17 protein-coding genes are annotated in these 14,084 nt (G+C 47.1%); 9 read left to right on the forward strand and 8 right to left on the reverse strand.

Annotated elements, in window-relative coordinates; translation table 11 throughout:
* Positions 1-71: 71 nt before the first annotated feature.
* The 7 genes from rsxA to nth are packed head-to-tail and all read left to right on the forward strand — an operon-like array spanning position 72 to position 5,931.
* Positions 72-653 carry an electron transport complex subunit RsxA gene (gene rsxA / locus DEU30_RS08235; protein WP_011235027.1) on the forward strand — a complete coding sequence of 194 codons (582 nt, stop codon included), beginning with the start codon at positions 72-74 and terminating at the stop codon, positions 651-653.
* On the forward strand, positions 653-1,234 hold the full coding sequence (rsxB, locus tag DEU30_RS08240; protein ID WP_011235028.1) for an electron transport complex subunit RsxB: 582 nt from the start codon (positions 653-655) through the stop codon (positions 1,232-1,234). The genes rsxA and rsxB overlap by 1 nt, the downstream gene beginning before the upstream one ends.
* A complete protein-coding gene (gene rsxC / locus DEU30_RS08245) occupies positions 1,231-2,901 on the forward strand; it encodes an electron transport complex subunit RsxC (RefSeq protein ID WP_011235029.1) in 1,671 nt (556 codons plus the stop codon). The genes rsxB and rsxC overlap by 4 nt, the downstream gene beginning before the upstream one ends.
* Complete coding sequence (gene rsxD / locus DEU30_RS08250) at positions 2,898-3,950, forward strand: electron transport complex subunit RsxD (protein WP_011235030.1); 1,053 nt, start codon at positions 2,898-2,900, stop codon at positions 3,948-3,950. Before rsxC ends, rsxD begins: the two co-directional genes overlap by 4 nt.
* 1 nt (position 3,951) lies before the next feature.
* Positions 3,952-4,593: an electron transport complex subunit RsxG gene (rsxG, locus tag DEU30_RS08255; RefSeq protein ID WP_011235031.1), complete on the forward strand. Its 642-nt coding sequence runs from the start codon at positions 3,952-3,954 to the stop codon at positions 4,591-4,593.
* Entirely contained in the window at positions 4,590-5,270 is a 681-nt protein-coding gene (locus DEU30_RS08260; protein ID WP_011235032.1) for an electron transport complex subunit E, read from the forward strand. The genes rsxG and DEU30_RS08260 overlap by 4 nt, the downstream gene beginning before the upstream one ends.
* A gap of 25 nt (positions 5,271-5,295) precedes the next feature.
* Entirely contained in the window at positions 5,296-5,931 is a 636-nt protein-coding gene (nth, locus tag DEU30_RS08265; protein ID WP_011235033.1) for an endonuclease III, read from the forward strand.
* 5 nt (positions 5,932-5,936) lie between these two features.
* Here the strand turns inward: nth and DEU30_RS08270 are convergent, their stop codons facing one another.
* Positions 5,937-6,833: an OmpA family protein gene (locus DEU30_RS08270; RefSeq protein ID WP_011235034.1), complete on the reverse strand. Its 897-nt coding sequence runs from the start codon at positions 6,831-6,833 to the stop codon at positions 5,937-5,939.
* Between the two features lie 128 nt (positions 6,834-6,961).
* Between DEU30_RS08270 and rnt the strand changes: the two genes are divergently transcribed.
* Positions 6,962-7,609 carry a ribonuclease T gene (gene rnt, locus DEU30_RS08275; RefSeq protein ID WP_011235035.1) on the forward strand — a complete coding sequence of 216 codons (648 nt, stop codon included), beginning with the start codon at positions 6,962-6,964 and terminating at the stop codon, positions 7,607-7,609.
* 67 nt (positions 7,610-7,676) lie between these two features.
* On the opposite strand, the gene DEU30_RS08280 is transcribed toward rnt, so the two are convergent.
* Together DEU30_RS08280 and DEU30_RS08285 are read right to left on the reverse strand one after the other, a co-directional pair.
* Positions 7,677-8,282, reverse strand: coding sequence for a peroxiredoxin C (locus DEU30_RS08280; RefSeq protein WP_011235036.1), 606 nt, complete (start codon positions 8,280-8,282; stop codon positions 7,677-7,679).
* Positions 8,283-8,441: 159 nt separating this feature from the next.
* Entirely contained in the window at positions 8,442-8,780 is a 339-nt protein-coding gene (locus tag DEU30_RS08285) for a Grx4 family monothiol glutaredoxin (RefSeq protein WP_011235037.1), read from the reverse strand.
* A gap of 201 nt (positions 8,781-8,981) precedes the next feature.
* Between DEU30_RS08285 and DEU30_RS08290 the strand changes: the two genes are divergently transcribed.
* On the forward strand, positions 8,982-9,563 hold the full coding sequence (locus DEU30_RS08290) for a Fe-Mn family superoxide dismutase (RefSeq protein WP_034821902.1): 582 nt from the start codon (positions 8,982-8,984) through the stop codon (positions 9,561-9,563).
* Positions 9,564-9,614: 51 nt separating this feature from the next.
* On the opposite strand, the gene DEU30_RS08295 is transcribed toward DEU30_RS08290, so the two are convergent.
* The 5 genes from DEU30_RS08295 to blaOXA all read right to left on the reverse strand — a co-directional run bounded on the left by DEU30_RS08295 (position 9,615) and on the right by blaOXA (position 13,942).
* A complete protein-coding gene (locus tag DEU30_RS08295; RefSeq protein WP_114981966.1) occupies positions 9,615-10,610 on the reverse strand; it encodes an alpha/beta hydrolase in 996 nt (331 codons plus the stop codon).
* Positions 10,611-10,733: 123 nt separating this feature from the next.
* Positions 10,734-11,228 (reverse strand): signal peptidase I, encoded by a 495-nt coding sequence (gene lepB, locus DEU30_RS08300; RefSeq protein ID WP_114981967.1) that lies wholly within the window; start codon positions 11,226-11,228, stop codon positions 10,734-10,736.
* A gap of 7 nt (positions 11,229-11,235) precedes the next feature.
* A complete protein-coding gene (locus DEU30_RS08305; RefSeq protein ID WP_114981968.1) occupies positions 11,236-12,693 on the reverse strand; it encodes a hypothetical protein in 1,458 nt (485 codons plus the stop codon).
* Positions 12,694-12,716: 23 nt separating this feature from the next.
* Positions 12,717-13,091: a hypothetical protein gene (locus DEU30_RS08310; RefSeq protein ID WP_114981969.1), complete on the reverse strand. Its 375-nt coding sequence runs from the start codon at positions 13,089-13,091 to the stop codon at positions 12,717-12,719.
* 47 nt (positions 13,092-13,138) lie between these two features.
* Positions 13,139-13,942: a class D beta-lactamase gene (gene blaOXA, locus DEU30_RS08315; protein ID WP_114981970.1), complete on the reverse strand. Its 804-nt coding sequence runs from the start codon at positions 13,940-13,942 to the stop codon at positions 13,139-13,141.
* Between the last annotated feature and the right edge of the window lie 142 nt (positions 13,943-14,084).

A 14,084-nucleotide genomic window follows, 5' to 3' on the forward strand; every position in this document is an offset into this window, starting at 1 on the left:
GTCTGTTGTTTATGGCGGCCAAAACACCGATAATATGCGGTCTTTGTTAAACACAGTATCCGGAAAGGTAAATGACCGATTACTTACTGCTACTGATAGGCACCGTGCTGGTTAATAACTTTGTACTGGTGAAGTTTCTGGGTTTATGCCCCTTTATGGGCGTTTCCGGCAAGCTGGACACGGCAATAGGCATGTCAGCAGCGACCACCTTTGTGCTGACCCTGGCCTCGGTCTGTAGCTACCTGGTTAACCAATACCTACTTGAGCCGCTCGACTTAATGTCGCTGCAAACGCTCAGTTTTATTCTGGTTATTGCTGTGGTCGTACAATTTACAGAAATGGTGGTACACAAAACCAGTCCTACGCTGTATCGGTTACTGGGTATTTTCCTGCCACTTATTACCACCAACTGTGCTGTATTAGGTGTGGCTTTGCTTAACGTCAACGAGCAACACAACTTTGTGCAGTCCATTGTTTATGGCTTGGGAGCCGCTATTGGTTTCTCGCTGGTACTTATTTTGTTCTCAGCTCTGCGTGAGCGCTTAGCTGCCGCCGACGTGCCGGTAGCGTTTAAAGGTTCAGCTATTGCGATGATAACCGCAGGGCTTATGTCTCTTGCCTTTATGGGCTTTAGCGGATTGGTGAGCGCTTAATGAGTTTATTCGGAGCAGTTATCGCGCTGGGTATATTAGCGCTGATATTCGGAGTGATTCTTGGCTTTGCCGCGGTTAAGTTCCGCGTCGAAAGCGATCCTATTGTCGACCAAATTGATGAAATTCTGCCACAAACACAATGTGGTCAATGCGGTTACCCCGGTTGCCGACCCTACGCACAAGCCATTGCCGACGGTGACGACATTAACAAATGTCCGCCGGGTGGCGAAGCGACCATAAAGCAGTTAGCCGATTTAATGGGCGTAGAAGCCAAGCCGCTGGATGATGCCCATGGCGAAGAAGACGTTAAAAAAGTCGCTGTTATCCGCGAGGACGAATGCATTGGTTGTACTAAATGTATTCAAGCCTGTCCGGTCGATGCCATTTTAGGTGCAGCGAAACAAATGCACACGGTTATCGAACATGAATGCACCGGCTGCGACCTTTGTGTTGAACCTTGTCCGGTCGACTGTATCGACATGGTAAAAGTAAAAGCAAGACCCGAAACCTGGCAATGGGATTTGGATACAGTGAAAGAGAACATAAAAGCCAATAGCATTCCGGTTAAGGTGGTGGAATGAGCGACGTGCAGGCAAACAAACATGACTTTAGCGCCAATGTGATAGGCCACTTCCCGGGCGGCGTTCATCCTCCTGAACGCAAGCACCCGGCCAGCAGCCAGCCCATTCGTAAACTTAAGTTACCGCAAGAGCTGATTTTGCCGGTGCGCCAGCACATTGGGCCTTCCGGTAAGGTTTTGGTTAAGGTCGGCGAGCGCGTCGATAAAGGCCAGCGTTTAACTGAAGCAGGGTTAAGTCAAGGATTACCCTTGCACGCTCCAACTTCTGGCACCATTGCCGCCATTGAAGAGCGCCCTACAGCACATGCATCGGGCTTGCCGGAACAGGCTATTGTCATTCACCCGGACGGCGAAAACCGCTGGGGAAATAAGCACGCACTGCCCGATTATCATGACGTTGAAATTTCACGCTTACTGGAACTGATTCAGGAAGCTGGTATTGCTGGTTTAGGTGGTGCAGGTTTTCCTACCGCTCAAAAGCTGGCACAACAAAAGCCTCTGAGACACCTTATTATAAACGGGGTTGAGTGCGAACCTTACATTGCCGCAGACGATCGCTTAATGCAGGAACACGCCGATGACATTATTGCCGGCATTCGTATTTTACAGTACATCACCCGTTGCGACTCGGTTCTGCTAGCTATTGAAGATAATAAGCCTGAGGCCATAAAGGCCATGGCAGAAGCCATTGACGACAACCCGCAAATACAGCTTAAGGTAGTGCCCACCAAATACCCTTCGGGTGGGGAAAAACAACTGATTGAACTGCTTACCGGGCATCAGGTACCGAGTGGCAAGTTGCCGATGGATATCGGTTTATTGATGCAAAACGTCGGCACAGCTTATGCCGTTAAACGGGCAATTATCCATGGTGAACCATTATTAGAGCGCGTGGTTACCCTGACCGGCGAGTCTCTGCAACAACGGGGCAACGTGTGGGCCTTATTAGGAACGCCAATTCAACACTTGCTGGATGAGTCAGGTTTTACCCCGGAGAAAAAGCAACGCATTATTATGGGCGGGCCAATGATGGGCTTTACCCTGCCTATTACGGAAGTGCCGGTCATAAAAACCACTAACTGTGTTCTGGCACCTACTGAGAAGGAACTTCCTTCTCCCGGACCTGAACTGGCCTGTATTCGATGCGGCGCCTGTGCCGATGCCTGCCCGGCAACATTACAGCCGCAGCAGTTGCAATGGTTGGCCAAAGCCAAAGACTACGAGTCACTGGAAAAACACAACTTGTTCGACTGCATTGAATGCGGTGCCTGCGCTTATGTCTGCCCCAGCGAAATTCCACTGGTGCATTACTACCGTAAGGCCAAAGCCGAAGTGCGTAATATTGCCCGGGAAAAAGCTAAGGCGGAACAAGCCCGTAAGCGTTTCGAAGCAAGACAGGAACGGCTGGAGCGTGAAAAAGAAGAACGCTTAGAGCGTCACAGAAAAGCCGCCGAAGAGCGCAAGAAAATGCAGCAGGAAATGCAACAAGAAGCGCAGCAGAAAAACAGCGACGAACCGGGAAGTAAAGCGGAAGAAAGCACTGAGAAACCAGCCGGTAAATCAGCTGCGGTTGCAGCCGCTATTGCCCGTGCTAAAGCTAAAAAGGCCGCTCAGGCTGCTAAAGAAAGCCCGGAAGAAAGCAACTCAGCCAAAGGAAGTGAGTCATGAGTTTCAGAATTGCATCGTCACCCCATGGGCATAACCAGCGCAACACCAGCGAGATGATGCGCTGGGTTTGTTATGCACTGGTTCCCGGCGTACTGTTGCACAGCTACTTTTTTGGTTCCGGTATCTGGTTTCAAATTCTTCTGGCCGTGGTTACTGCAATTGCCGCCGAAATGGCCTGCACCGTAGCCCGGGAGCGTCCGGCATTTTCAGCCTTGCGCGACAATACTGCCATAGTTACCGCCGTTTTACTGGCAATTAGCATTCCGTCATTAGCGCCCTGGTGGATCATCGTTATAGGGACGTTATTCGCCATTGTCGTGGTCAAACATGTTTATGGTGGCATGGGGCAAAACTTATTTAACCCGGCCATGGCTGGTTATGTGCTTCTGCTGGTGTCATTCCCGGTACAAATGACCAACTGGTTACCGGTTTCAGCTATTAGTGAGCATTCGCTTAACTTATGGCAAACGTTGCACACCATATTGTTTGAATACACGCCAGCAGGCTACAGCGTTGAGCAGCTCCGTTCCGGTATCGATGGCGTCACCATGGCAACCCCTCTCGACAGTATAAAAACCGGACTGACTCAGGGTTATACACTAACTGAAATTTATCAGCGCCCAGAATTCAGTTACTTTGCCGGTGCCGGCTGGCAGTGGATAAACCTGGGCTTTTTCGTCGGTGGGTTACTCTTAATTCAGCAACGTATTATCAGCTGGCACATTCCACTCGGCTTTCTTGGTGGTCTTTGTATACCCGCATTTATCGCGCATATTTTCGCCCCGGACCTGATGCCCGGACCTATCGTTCACGCCTTAAGCGGAGCAACAATGTTAGGTGCCTTCTTTATTGCCACTGATCCGGTATCTGCGGCTACCTCTAATCGTGGACGGGTTATATTTGGCTTGCTTATTGGCTTCTTAATTTTTGTTATTCGCAGCTGGGGCGGCTACCCGGATGCAGTCGCCTTTGCTGTGTTGCTTGCCAATATGTGTGTACCGCTTATAGACCGTTACACGCGGCCTGTTGTATACGGACACGGAGACTGAAATGACGCTGAACAGTATGCAAAAAAACGGTTTATTGTTGGCGGCATTCGCAGTTGTTGCCACGTCTCTGGTTATTGGTGTGCAGGTGCTGACCGAAGACAAAATTGCCATGCAGCAGCAACAGCAGGTATTGCGCACCTTGAACCAGCTGATACCACCGACCATGCACGACAACGACTTGTATCAGTCCTGTCGTTTACTGGAGAATCCGGCATTAGGCAGCAGCAAGCCGCAACCCTTGTACCGCGCCTGGGTTAACGAAGAGCCAACTGCGCTGGCAGCAGAAGTTATTGCACCCGACGGCTACTCCGGCGCTATTCGTTTATTAGTGGCCATTAAACCCGGCGGGGAAGTCCTGGGCGTGAGAACTCTGCGCCATCAGGAAACCCCCGGTTTAGGCGACAAAATTGAAGTTGAAAAAAGCGACTGGATAAAAAGCTTTGCTGAGAAGCAAGTTCGCGGCGCAGACGATGACCGCTGGGCGGTGCAACGCGACGGCGGCATGTTTGATCAGTTTACCGGCGCCACCATTACGCCTCGCGCCGTGGTTTCGGCAGTAAAACGTGCGACTTTAGAACTTCAGCAACAAGCTGACGTTCTATTTAATGCCGACTTACCTCACTGTCAGGAGGTTCAGGAATGAATGAATACAAACACTTAACCAAGCAAGGCTTATGGGACAATAACCCAGCATTAGTTCAGCTATTAGGCTTATGCCCTTTATTAGCAGTTACCGCTTCGGTGACCAATGCGCTGGGTCTTGGGCTGGCCACCTTGTTTGTTCTGGTTGGCTCTAACATTACCGTGTCTCTGGTACGCGAATTTGTGCCATCGGAAATTCGTATTCCGGTCTTTGTTATGGTTATCGCCACTTTTGTCACCATTATTCAGTTGTTGATGAATGCGTATGTCTTTCAGCTTTACCAGTCACTGGGTATTTTCATTCCGCTCATTGTGACCAACTGTGCCATTATTGGCCGCGCCGAAGCTTACGCTTCGAAAAACCCATGGCAACGGGCCGCCTTCGATGGGTTGGCAATGGGCGCAGGCTTTGCCTTAGTACTGGTTGTGCTGGGCGCAATGCGCGAAATTATCGGTAACGGCACGCTGTTTAATGGCGCAGAACTCTTGTTAGGTGACTGGGCTGCACAATTGCGAATTGAGCTATTCACGGTGAATTACCCATTATTGCTGGCGATACTGCCACCCGGAGCCTTTATTGGTATGGGTTTTATTATTGCGTTGAAAAATAAAATTGATGCAGTACGCAGCGCCCGCGCTGAAAAGAAAACCGTTACCCGTGCACGGGTTACTGCCTGAAAAATATAACAACAAATGACTTATTATGAATAAAACCAAGCGTTACGAAATTTTAAGCCGACTACGGGACAACAACCCCAACCCAACCACAGAACTGGAATATGACTCACCTTTTCAGTTACTGATTGCGGTCTTGTTATCCGCTCAGGCTACCGACGTTGGTGTTAATAAAGCCACTCGTAAGCTCTTTCCCGCAGCACCTACCGCAGAAACAATGCTAGCTCTGGGTGTGGATGGCATAAAAGAATACATAAAAACCATCGGCCTGTTTAATTCCAAAGCCGAAAACGCTTACAAAACCTGCAAAATTCTGGTTCAAGAATATGGCGGCGAAGTACCGGAAGACAGAGCTGCACTGGAAGCCCTGCCTGGTGTTGGTCGTAAAACCGCAAACGTGGTGTTAAATACCGCCTTCGGCTGGCCGACTATTGCCGTAGACACGCACATATTCCGCGTGTCTAACCGCACCAAACTGGCACCGGGAAAAAACGTCAAAGAAGTAGAAGAAAAACTGATAAAAGTGGTACCGGCTGAGTTTAAGGTCGATGTGCACCACTGGTTAATTTTGCACGGCCGTTACACCTGCATAGCCCGCAAGCCACGTTGTGGTTCCTGCGTTATTGAAGACTTGTGCGAGTTTAAAGAAAAAACCAGCGATTGAGCTTATTACAGCTCAATCGACGACGGTTTTGTCAGTTGCACAATAACGCGGCGGTTAATCTGACGGTTTATCTCATTGTCATTGGATTTAACCGGACGATCTTCACCGTGAGCAACGGTTTTAATCCGCTCGGCGTCTATACCACGCTCAACAAAAAACTGCTGAATTTCTTTCGCGCGCTGTTCGGTTAATTCCTGGTTCGGCCCACGCGCACCAAGCGAGTCAGTATAGGCATCCACCAGAACCAGTTCCAGCTCATTATCCACCTGAAGATAATCGCTAATCTGTTTAAGCTTTCGCTGCGAGGACAAAGTCAGCTTTTCGCTGTCGGCTTCATGGTTAAGCACCGTGTACGCAATATCATCAAAGCTGAAAGGCAATAACGCATTTACGCAGCTCATAAAGTCATCATAAGTACGACGAAAATTCACCGACGACAAAGACACTGCCACCTGATCACGGTTGTTGTACCAGTCATCATAGAAAAACGTGGGATACCGCCCTTTCTCCAGCTCGCTTAACAAAGTCCATGCCAGTTGTTTTTGCAGCTCACCATCAAACTGCTTATACAGTTGCATATTACCAATGCGGTAACTGGACTCACCGGGCTGCCAGCGCGGCGGCACCGACTCAATAGCAGACACACCATAGCTGTCCGGTAACTTCTGCATCTCCATTTTCATGCGCAAATTGAGCTCTTTGCTGGCTTCACTTTGAAACCGCACCTTACCGTAACGAGGAATTTCATGTTCCATCTCACAGGCTAAGCGGTTCTTTTCACTGATCTGCCAGGCGGAGTTATCCAGGTTTGCACTGTAGTGCCTGACTGAGTTTGCTTGTGCCTGCCCGCTTAATAGCAGCAGCGAGGCTGAAACAGCAGTCAACATCGGCCAATTTTTCATAAGCGCCCCTGATTTATTTCTGATACGTCTGTTATCGGCAAGCATTGCGGTTGCTTTAGTATTTCTGCAAGCAGAACTCCGTTATCTTTGGCATAATGGCGTTATGTTTTATTCACTACGGAAATTCTATGTCAGACAGCTCTAACTCGCTTATGAAACAACGTTTTCGCGGCTACATGCCGGTAGTCGTCGATGTCGAAACAGCGGGGTTTAACGCAAAAACCGATGCGTTACTGGAAATAGCTGCAGTCTTGCTGGATTTCGATGACGACGGAATACTCAAGCCGGTCGACTCGGTTCATTACCACGTAAAACCTTTCGAAGGTGCCAACATTGAACAGGCAGCTATCGACTTTAACGGCATTGATCCGCACTGCCCCTTGCGCGGCGCCGTAGAGGAAGGTGAAGCGCTGCGTGAGCTTTTCAAGCCTATACGAAAAGCGCAGAAAGCTGCAGGTTGTCAGCGGAGTGTTTTAGTGGGACATAACTCAAACTTTGATCACGGCTTTATGATGGCCGCCGCTGAGCGTGCCAATTTAAAACGTAACCCGTTTCATCCTTTTGTCAGTTTTGACACCACGTCGCTTGCGGCAATGACCTTAGGGCAAACTGTACTGATTAAAGCATGCCAGGCAGCCGGTATTGAGTTTGACAGCAAACAAGCACACTCAGCCTTGTATGACACCGAACGCACCGCAGAGCTCTATTGCTGGATGATTAACCGCTGGAAGGAATTGGGTGGCTGGCCGCCGGAATCGCGTCAGGATAAAAGTTAACTTTACATACGAAATTCAGACATAAAAAAGCCGCTCAAACGAGCGGCTTTCTCAATTCAGTAAACGCTTACAGTTTGTCAGCGTTTTTAGACAAGTAAGAAGCAACGCCTTCTGCGTTTTCTTTCATGCCTTCTTTACCTTCTTCCCAGCCTGCTGGGCAAACTTCACCGTGCTTCTCGTGGAAGTTCAGTGCGTCAACCATACGCAGCATCTCGTCGATGTTACGGCCTAATGGCAAGTCGTTAACTACCTGGTGACGAACCATGCCTTCTTCATCAATTAAGAATGAACCACGGAACGCAACGCCAGCTTGTGGGTGTTCAACGTCGTACGCTTTACAAATGCTGTGACGAACGTCAGCAACCAACGGGTATTTCACCTGACCAATACCACCAGCGTCGGTTGACGTATTACGCCATGCGCTGTGAGTAAACTGAGAGTCAATTGATACACCGATGACTTCTACGCCACGTTTTTTGAATTCGTCTAAACGTTTGTCAAAAGCAATTAGCTCTGAAGGACATACGAAAGTGAAGTCCAACGGATAGAAGAAAACCACTGCTTTTTTGCCTTTGATGGCATCTGACAGTTTGAAATCTTCAACAATTTCACCTGAACCTAATACTGCTGCTGCAGTAAAATCAGGTGCCTTACGACCTACTAATACAGACATCGATTCTCTCCATTTAATGTTGAGTGTGTTAAATCTTCACCTGTAGTGATGGGGATGCCTCAACGAAAAAACAAGGTCACTCACGACATTCACTACAGACTGTCTACTATTTGCTTAAATTCTATTCAGCTGAAGGCTACTTATTCCGCTGAAGGCTCTTTATTCAGCCGAAGGCTCCGGATGACGCTCTGCAACTTCAGAAACCAATTCTTGCAGTTCGCCGTTCTGGAACATTTCCATAATAATATCACAACCGCCAACCAGTTCACCCTCAACCCAAAGCTGCGGGAAAGTCGGCCAGTTTGCGTATTTAGGCAATTCTGCACGGATATCCGGGTTTTGCAGGATATCGACGTAAGCAAACGCCTGCCCACAGCCCATTAAGGCTTGTGATGCTTGTGAAGAGAAACCACAGCTAGGCAACTTCGGAGAGCCTTTCATGTACAACAGGATTGGGTTTTCTTCGATTTGCTGCTTAATTCTGTCAACCGTTTCCATAACACCTCTGCTTAATATAATGGTTGATTAAAACACTCAGGTATTTTAACACAGCCTATAAAGTTTTGTCCTAAATTGGAAGATTTCCTTGAAAAGCAATCCAGTCAGCCCTATATATCGTAAGGTATAACAAGAAAGAACCTGCACAAGTTAACGTGCAGGTCGCACATTTGCACTCATAAAGAACGGAGAGAAAAAATTATGGCATTTGAACTACCGGCTCTTCCATACGAGAAAAACGCTCTGGCACCGCACATTTCAGAAGAAACTCTGGAATACCATTATGGTAAGCATCACGCGACTTACGTGAGCAAACTGAACGATGCGGTTAAAGGTACCGACCTTGAAAGCAAGTCTCTGGAAGACATTATTAAGTCTGAAAAAGGCGGCCTGTTCAACAACGCTGCACAGGTATGGAACCACACTTTCTACTGGAACTGCCTAAGCCCGAACGGCGGCGGCGAACCAACAGGCCCAGTAGCTGAAGCTATTAACAAAAAGTTTGGCTCTTTCGAGAAATTTAAAGAAGAGTTCAACGCAAGCGCTGCCGGCAACTTCGGTTCTGGCTGGACATGGCTGGTGAAAAAATCTGACGGTTCTGTTGATTTGTTCAACACTGACGACGCAGATACCCCAGTCGCGCACGATGGCGTAGAGCCACTGTTAACTGTTGATGTGTGGGAACACGCTTACTACATCGACTACCGTAACTCTCGTCCTAACTACTTAGAAGCTTTCTGGAAGCTGGTAAACTGGGACTTCGTGAACAAGAACTTTGCTTAAGGCAAACTTGTGAATGATTAAAAAAGGCGCCGTTTGGCGCCTTTTTTGTTACTAAAATATATTATCCAACTGCTCGCGATAACGGTCAAACGCTTCAAACTGCGGCATATGACCAAGGCCTTCCAGCTCATACAAATAACCATCAGGAATTTGCTCAACCACTATTTCGCCTAATTGGTCGTAGCGGCCCAGCTCATAGTCTACGCCGTCTTTTTTCCAACCACGCCCGGGGCCGGTGGTGTCCCGGGTTCCCAGAATTAGATGCGTTGGTACCGTTAATTGGTCAAACTCGTTAGATACATTACCGGTAAAAATCATGTCGTAAGTCAACGCGTTATTCCAGGCAACCAAGCTCCAGTCATCGCCGTTTATCCAGCCTTCGTGAATTTTAATTAACGCTTCGTAATCCTCTGACCATTTACCGTCATAGTAATTTTTCTTCTGGTAGGCCCGGACTTTATCAATGGTTTTGCCCTGCTCGTTCTCATAAAAGAAGGCCGGATCTTTGTATTGCACATAACGCAGATAGTCTTCCAGGCCTACCGGGTTAACCAGCACCAGTTTCTCGACATTGTCGGCATGGTTCAGGGCATAGCGGGTAGCCAGCATGCCGCCCATAGAATGACCCATCACAACAAGCTTATCGATTCCAAGCGACTCCACTAACCCTTTAGTGTTATCTGCCAAAGCTTCGAAGGAAAACTGATAATGCTTCGGTTTGGAGGACTTCCCAAAACCGATTTGGTCCGGCATAAGTATCCCGTAGCCTTTTTCGTGAAGATAGTTAGCGGTTTTCTCCCAGTAGTCGGCTGCGAAATTTTTTCCATGCAGCAACAAAACCGTCGGCTGTTCGCCTTTCGCCGGTAAGTGCATATAAGCCATTTCCAGTTTCTGTCGCTGGCTGTCAAATTCAAAGGTATGAACTTCAAAAGGGTAAGAATAGCCACTTAAGCGGGCATCATATTCCGGCGAATGGTCGTCAGCAGAAGCAGGAGCTATTGCTCCCAAAAGAAAAACGGTAAACACGGTATAAATCCAGGTACGCATGTGCAAATCCTTAGTTTAACTTATAGTCGTTACTATCTCGGTCAGCATTTAGACACGATAGTTCCTTTCTACGACATCTGCAAAACTCAAGAGTACACTCCAAGCTAGCGGAATAGGTCAGTATCAGAGATCACCCTCAACTTTATTAAGTATCAAGCTGCGATGGATAATACCAAGTTCAAAGCGGCTATCGTTGGAATTAACCGTGTTATCACCAAGAAGGAAATATTCTTCTTCGCCTGTTGTATATAAGCTATTAGAATATTTTTTATCTTTTATCACTGCAGATGCCGGCAAATACTGCACTCCAGACTCAATCAGCTTATCTGGTAGCTTTACTTTCTCATCATTTATATAGACACCATCTTCTTCGATCTGAATCGTTTCATTAGGAAGACCTACAATTCTGAAAACCAAAAGATTAAATTGCTGAGGATTTTTCACGACAACCACATCCCAGCGGCTGGGTTCATAGCCGAAAGACGAAAGAATCCCTATTTCAACTGTCTGCCCGGCTTTTATTGTCGGCTCCATTGAGGAACCATTTTGAACGAATTCACGGCTAAAAGCAGATACACTAAACAATATCGTAATTATTAAAAGAACATTTTTTCTCATCTTTAAGCTACTTAATAACTGTTATATTTTTGCTTTCAATAACTGGTGAAAATGAATCAACCAGCTGTTCGTTGAAACCTTCTATTTTCTGAATATTTTCCAACTTATCTAAGTCGCTTAATGAGGACACCCCAAAACGGTCATCTTCACCATCCCAGAAAGGTACTAGCTGACCGTAAATTTCTCTTGAAGCGTCATAACTTAAATGAGTAATACGGGACAGTAGCTCCTTCGGAATAGCCAGCCCCCTCATGTAATCCAGAGCCTCAGGTATGCTTTCATAACCTGAAACTGAAATTTCTCTCGCGTCATAGGCTTTAGCGAAGTCTCTTAAATTAAATTCAGGAGACAACAACTTATGAATGTACATGAGCTCATCAATAACCATTAATTTAAAATTCAAATCTTCGAACTGAGCTTCACCGCCGGTAGGAAGCTTGTATGCCGGGCTCAAATCCCGCGCCAGCAGACCCGATAATTGCTTAGCTCCACTACCGCTTCCATTGGAGGTCAGTAATTTCGCCAGCTTCCCGGCCCCTTTTGAGCCAGTGAGTAATTTTTTAGCCGAGTCATTTTCGTCCTGCTCAGGAGCAAATAGACAATTAATTGCGTGCTCGTTTTGCTCATCAGTCCACTGTCTGACTTTAGGCTCCAGATAAACGATTATTTGATTTAGCTGCTGAGCCGGGTATTCCTCAGAATCGAATAAATCAAAGAAAAGCCGCCAGGCCATGCCACCATCGTTTTCATCAACCATAGAGGTTATATATAAATCAATGAGCCGTGCCACAACCTGAGGATGCTCATCGGAGCGTTGTAATACAGACAGAATCAAGCCATTACCGAAGTTAATGTCTCTTTCGACACAGCTAAGCACCCATAACTCATAATTGGAGGGGCAGTTGTCTGAATGATAAAAACAAGTCGTTAAAAAGGTTTCGACGAGCTTGTAACCCGGCTGAAGGCCTGATTTATCAACCAGCAAACCTTCGGCATTAGAAACCGCTGATATTTTCTCGTAGATTTCGCTGAGAATAGGTTGCGACTCATCAAATACTTTTACCAGCTCACGCGGGCTCGGTGCGCTTCCGTCGCTTTGGTTTAGTAACAGCAACCATTGGTACGCCGCCTGACACTCTTCTTTCTTGTTATAGTCCAGATAAAGCAGTCGCCTAGACCACTCGTTAAATATAAATTTCGCACTCTCTGCCGATTTAGCCGCTTTTAAAAAGTAGGTTCCAATAGCCGCAATAAGCTGACCACTTTTCTTGTCACGAAGGTCAATATTGGCAGCCAATGAGAACAACTGGCGTACGAGTATATGCTTTGCTTCATCATCATAAGCATTCACGTTCTGCGAGAGCTTACCAATAATGCCTAATGTTTTTTTGCTACCGGACTTAATCGCAAAGTTTAAGTCTCGATCAGGGCCTTCAACTGCCTCAAGAAAGTTTTCGAATACCATTAAGTGCAAGCCTCAAAGGGTTGTTATTCATGTTTGAGAATTTCATTAAATGCGTCATCGCTCAATATCAGCGGAGCCATGAAGTCCCGTACGTACTCTTCTCGTTCCTGGGGAGCGGCCTCGCCCCACCAAGCTGAGTCAGCTATATGCTTAAGAAGTAACTTTGTTTCCAGTCGTTTCCTGTCGGCGCGCTGCCAATCGAGCCAGTCTTGAGCTCGATTTTTCTGGCCGTCGTCGAAACTGGATGAGACGAGTAAATCGAACACCTTAAAAGCCAGACTTGCCGTCAAAGGGCTACCTTGCGCGTCTTTGAGAGAAGAGTATTCGTCGAACTTAACGGCCATTAGCGTCTTATGTAAGGCCAACAACTCATAGTAACTTTCAATTTCAATGTTCATATTTCATTTCTTATACTTTTTCTGTTGCGCCACTTCAACGACGTTGACTATTTCTTTTCAGCTGTACGGCCCGGTAAGGCATCAATAGAAGTCAAAATCTCACGTGTGATTTTTTCACGTTTGCCAAGATCCGCCATGCGGTTCGGCGTGTCGATATTCAATGCGAAAAATACCGGACCTTCAGGCCATTCGACCCAGCCTACCCACCAGCCAAAACTGCCTTCCCAGCCGGTTTTTGCCCGCAAAATCCAGTTCCGCTCAGCTTCAACAATCATCAGATCTTTTATTAGCCGCTGATGTTCTACCGCAAAAGGCAATTCGTTACGGTAAAGCCTTTGCAAAAAGGCAATCTGTTCATTGGCAGAAATAGCCAACTTCCCATCCAGCCAATAATTACGGATATCGTCAGACGGAGCTGCATTTCCATAATCAATGCGCTTTAAATAGCTTTTCGCTTTTTCGGCTCCTATGCCTTCTGCGAACTGCTGATAAACCCAAACAGTTGAGTTACGTATAGCCGAGCGCAGGTTCTGGTCACTATTGTGTCCTGCAAAACTGCGTTCCACTCCATCCCACTTAAACACCTCAAACTCGTCCTGAACGACGCCTGCATCAAGGGCAAAAAGCGTGTGTGGGATCTTAAATGTTGACGCAGGTGAAAACCGTTTTGCAGCTCTTTCTTTATCGAACACAAATGTCGTCTGGTCATTTTCACGTCCATCGACTACGACAATAGTGCCCTGAACTTCATATTCTTCGAATACGCTTCCCCAATCAGAGCGCTCCTGAGTCTCCGCACACACGGGAGCGGCAAAGCTCAATATAAAAAGCATGATTAAGCTAAATTTCATGTTGTCTCCAAAAGGTCTGGCGCTACGTTTTGATTCTATGGCTTACTTTACTGGCATCTGTGGAAATGGTGCTTCGACAGTCCTTAGGTTCCACAACTATTTACTACACCATAGCCAGCAAGAGTACCGCAATAAAATTTAC

The sequence above is a fragment of the Idiomarina sp. 017G genome, from assembly GCF_004362265.1.
Taxonomy (GTDB): domain Bacteria; phylum Pseudomonadota; class Gammaproteobacteria; order Enterobacterales; family Alteromonadaceae; genus Idiomarina; species Idiomarina loihiensis.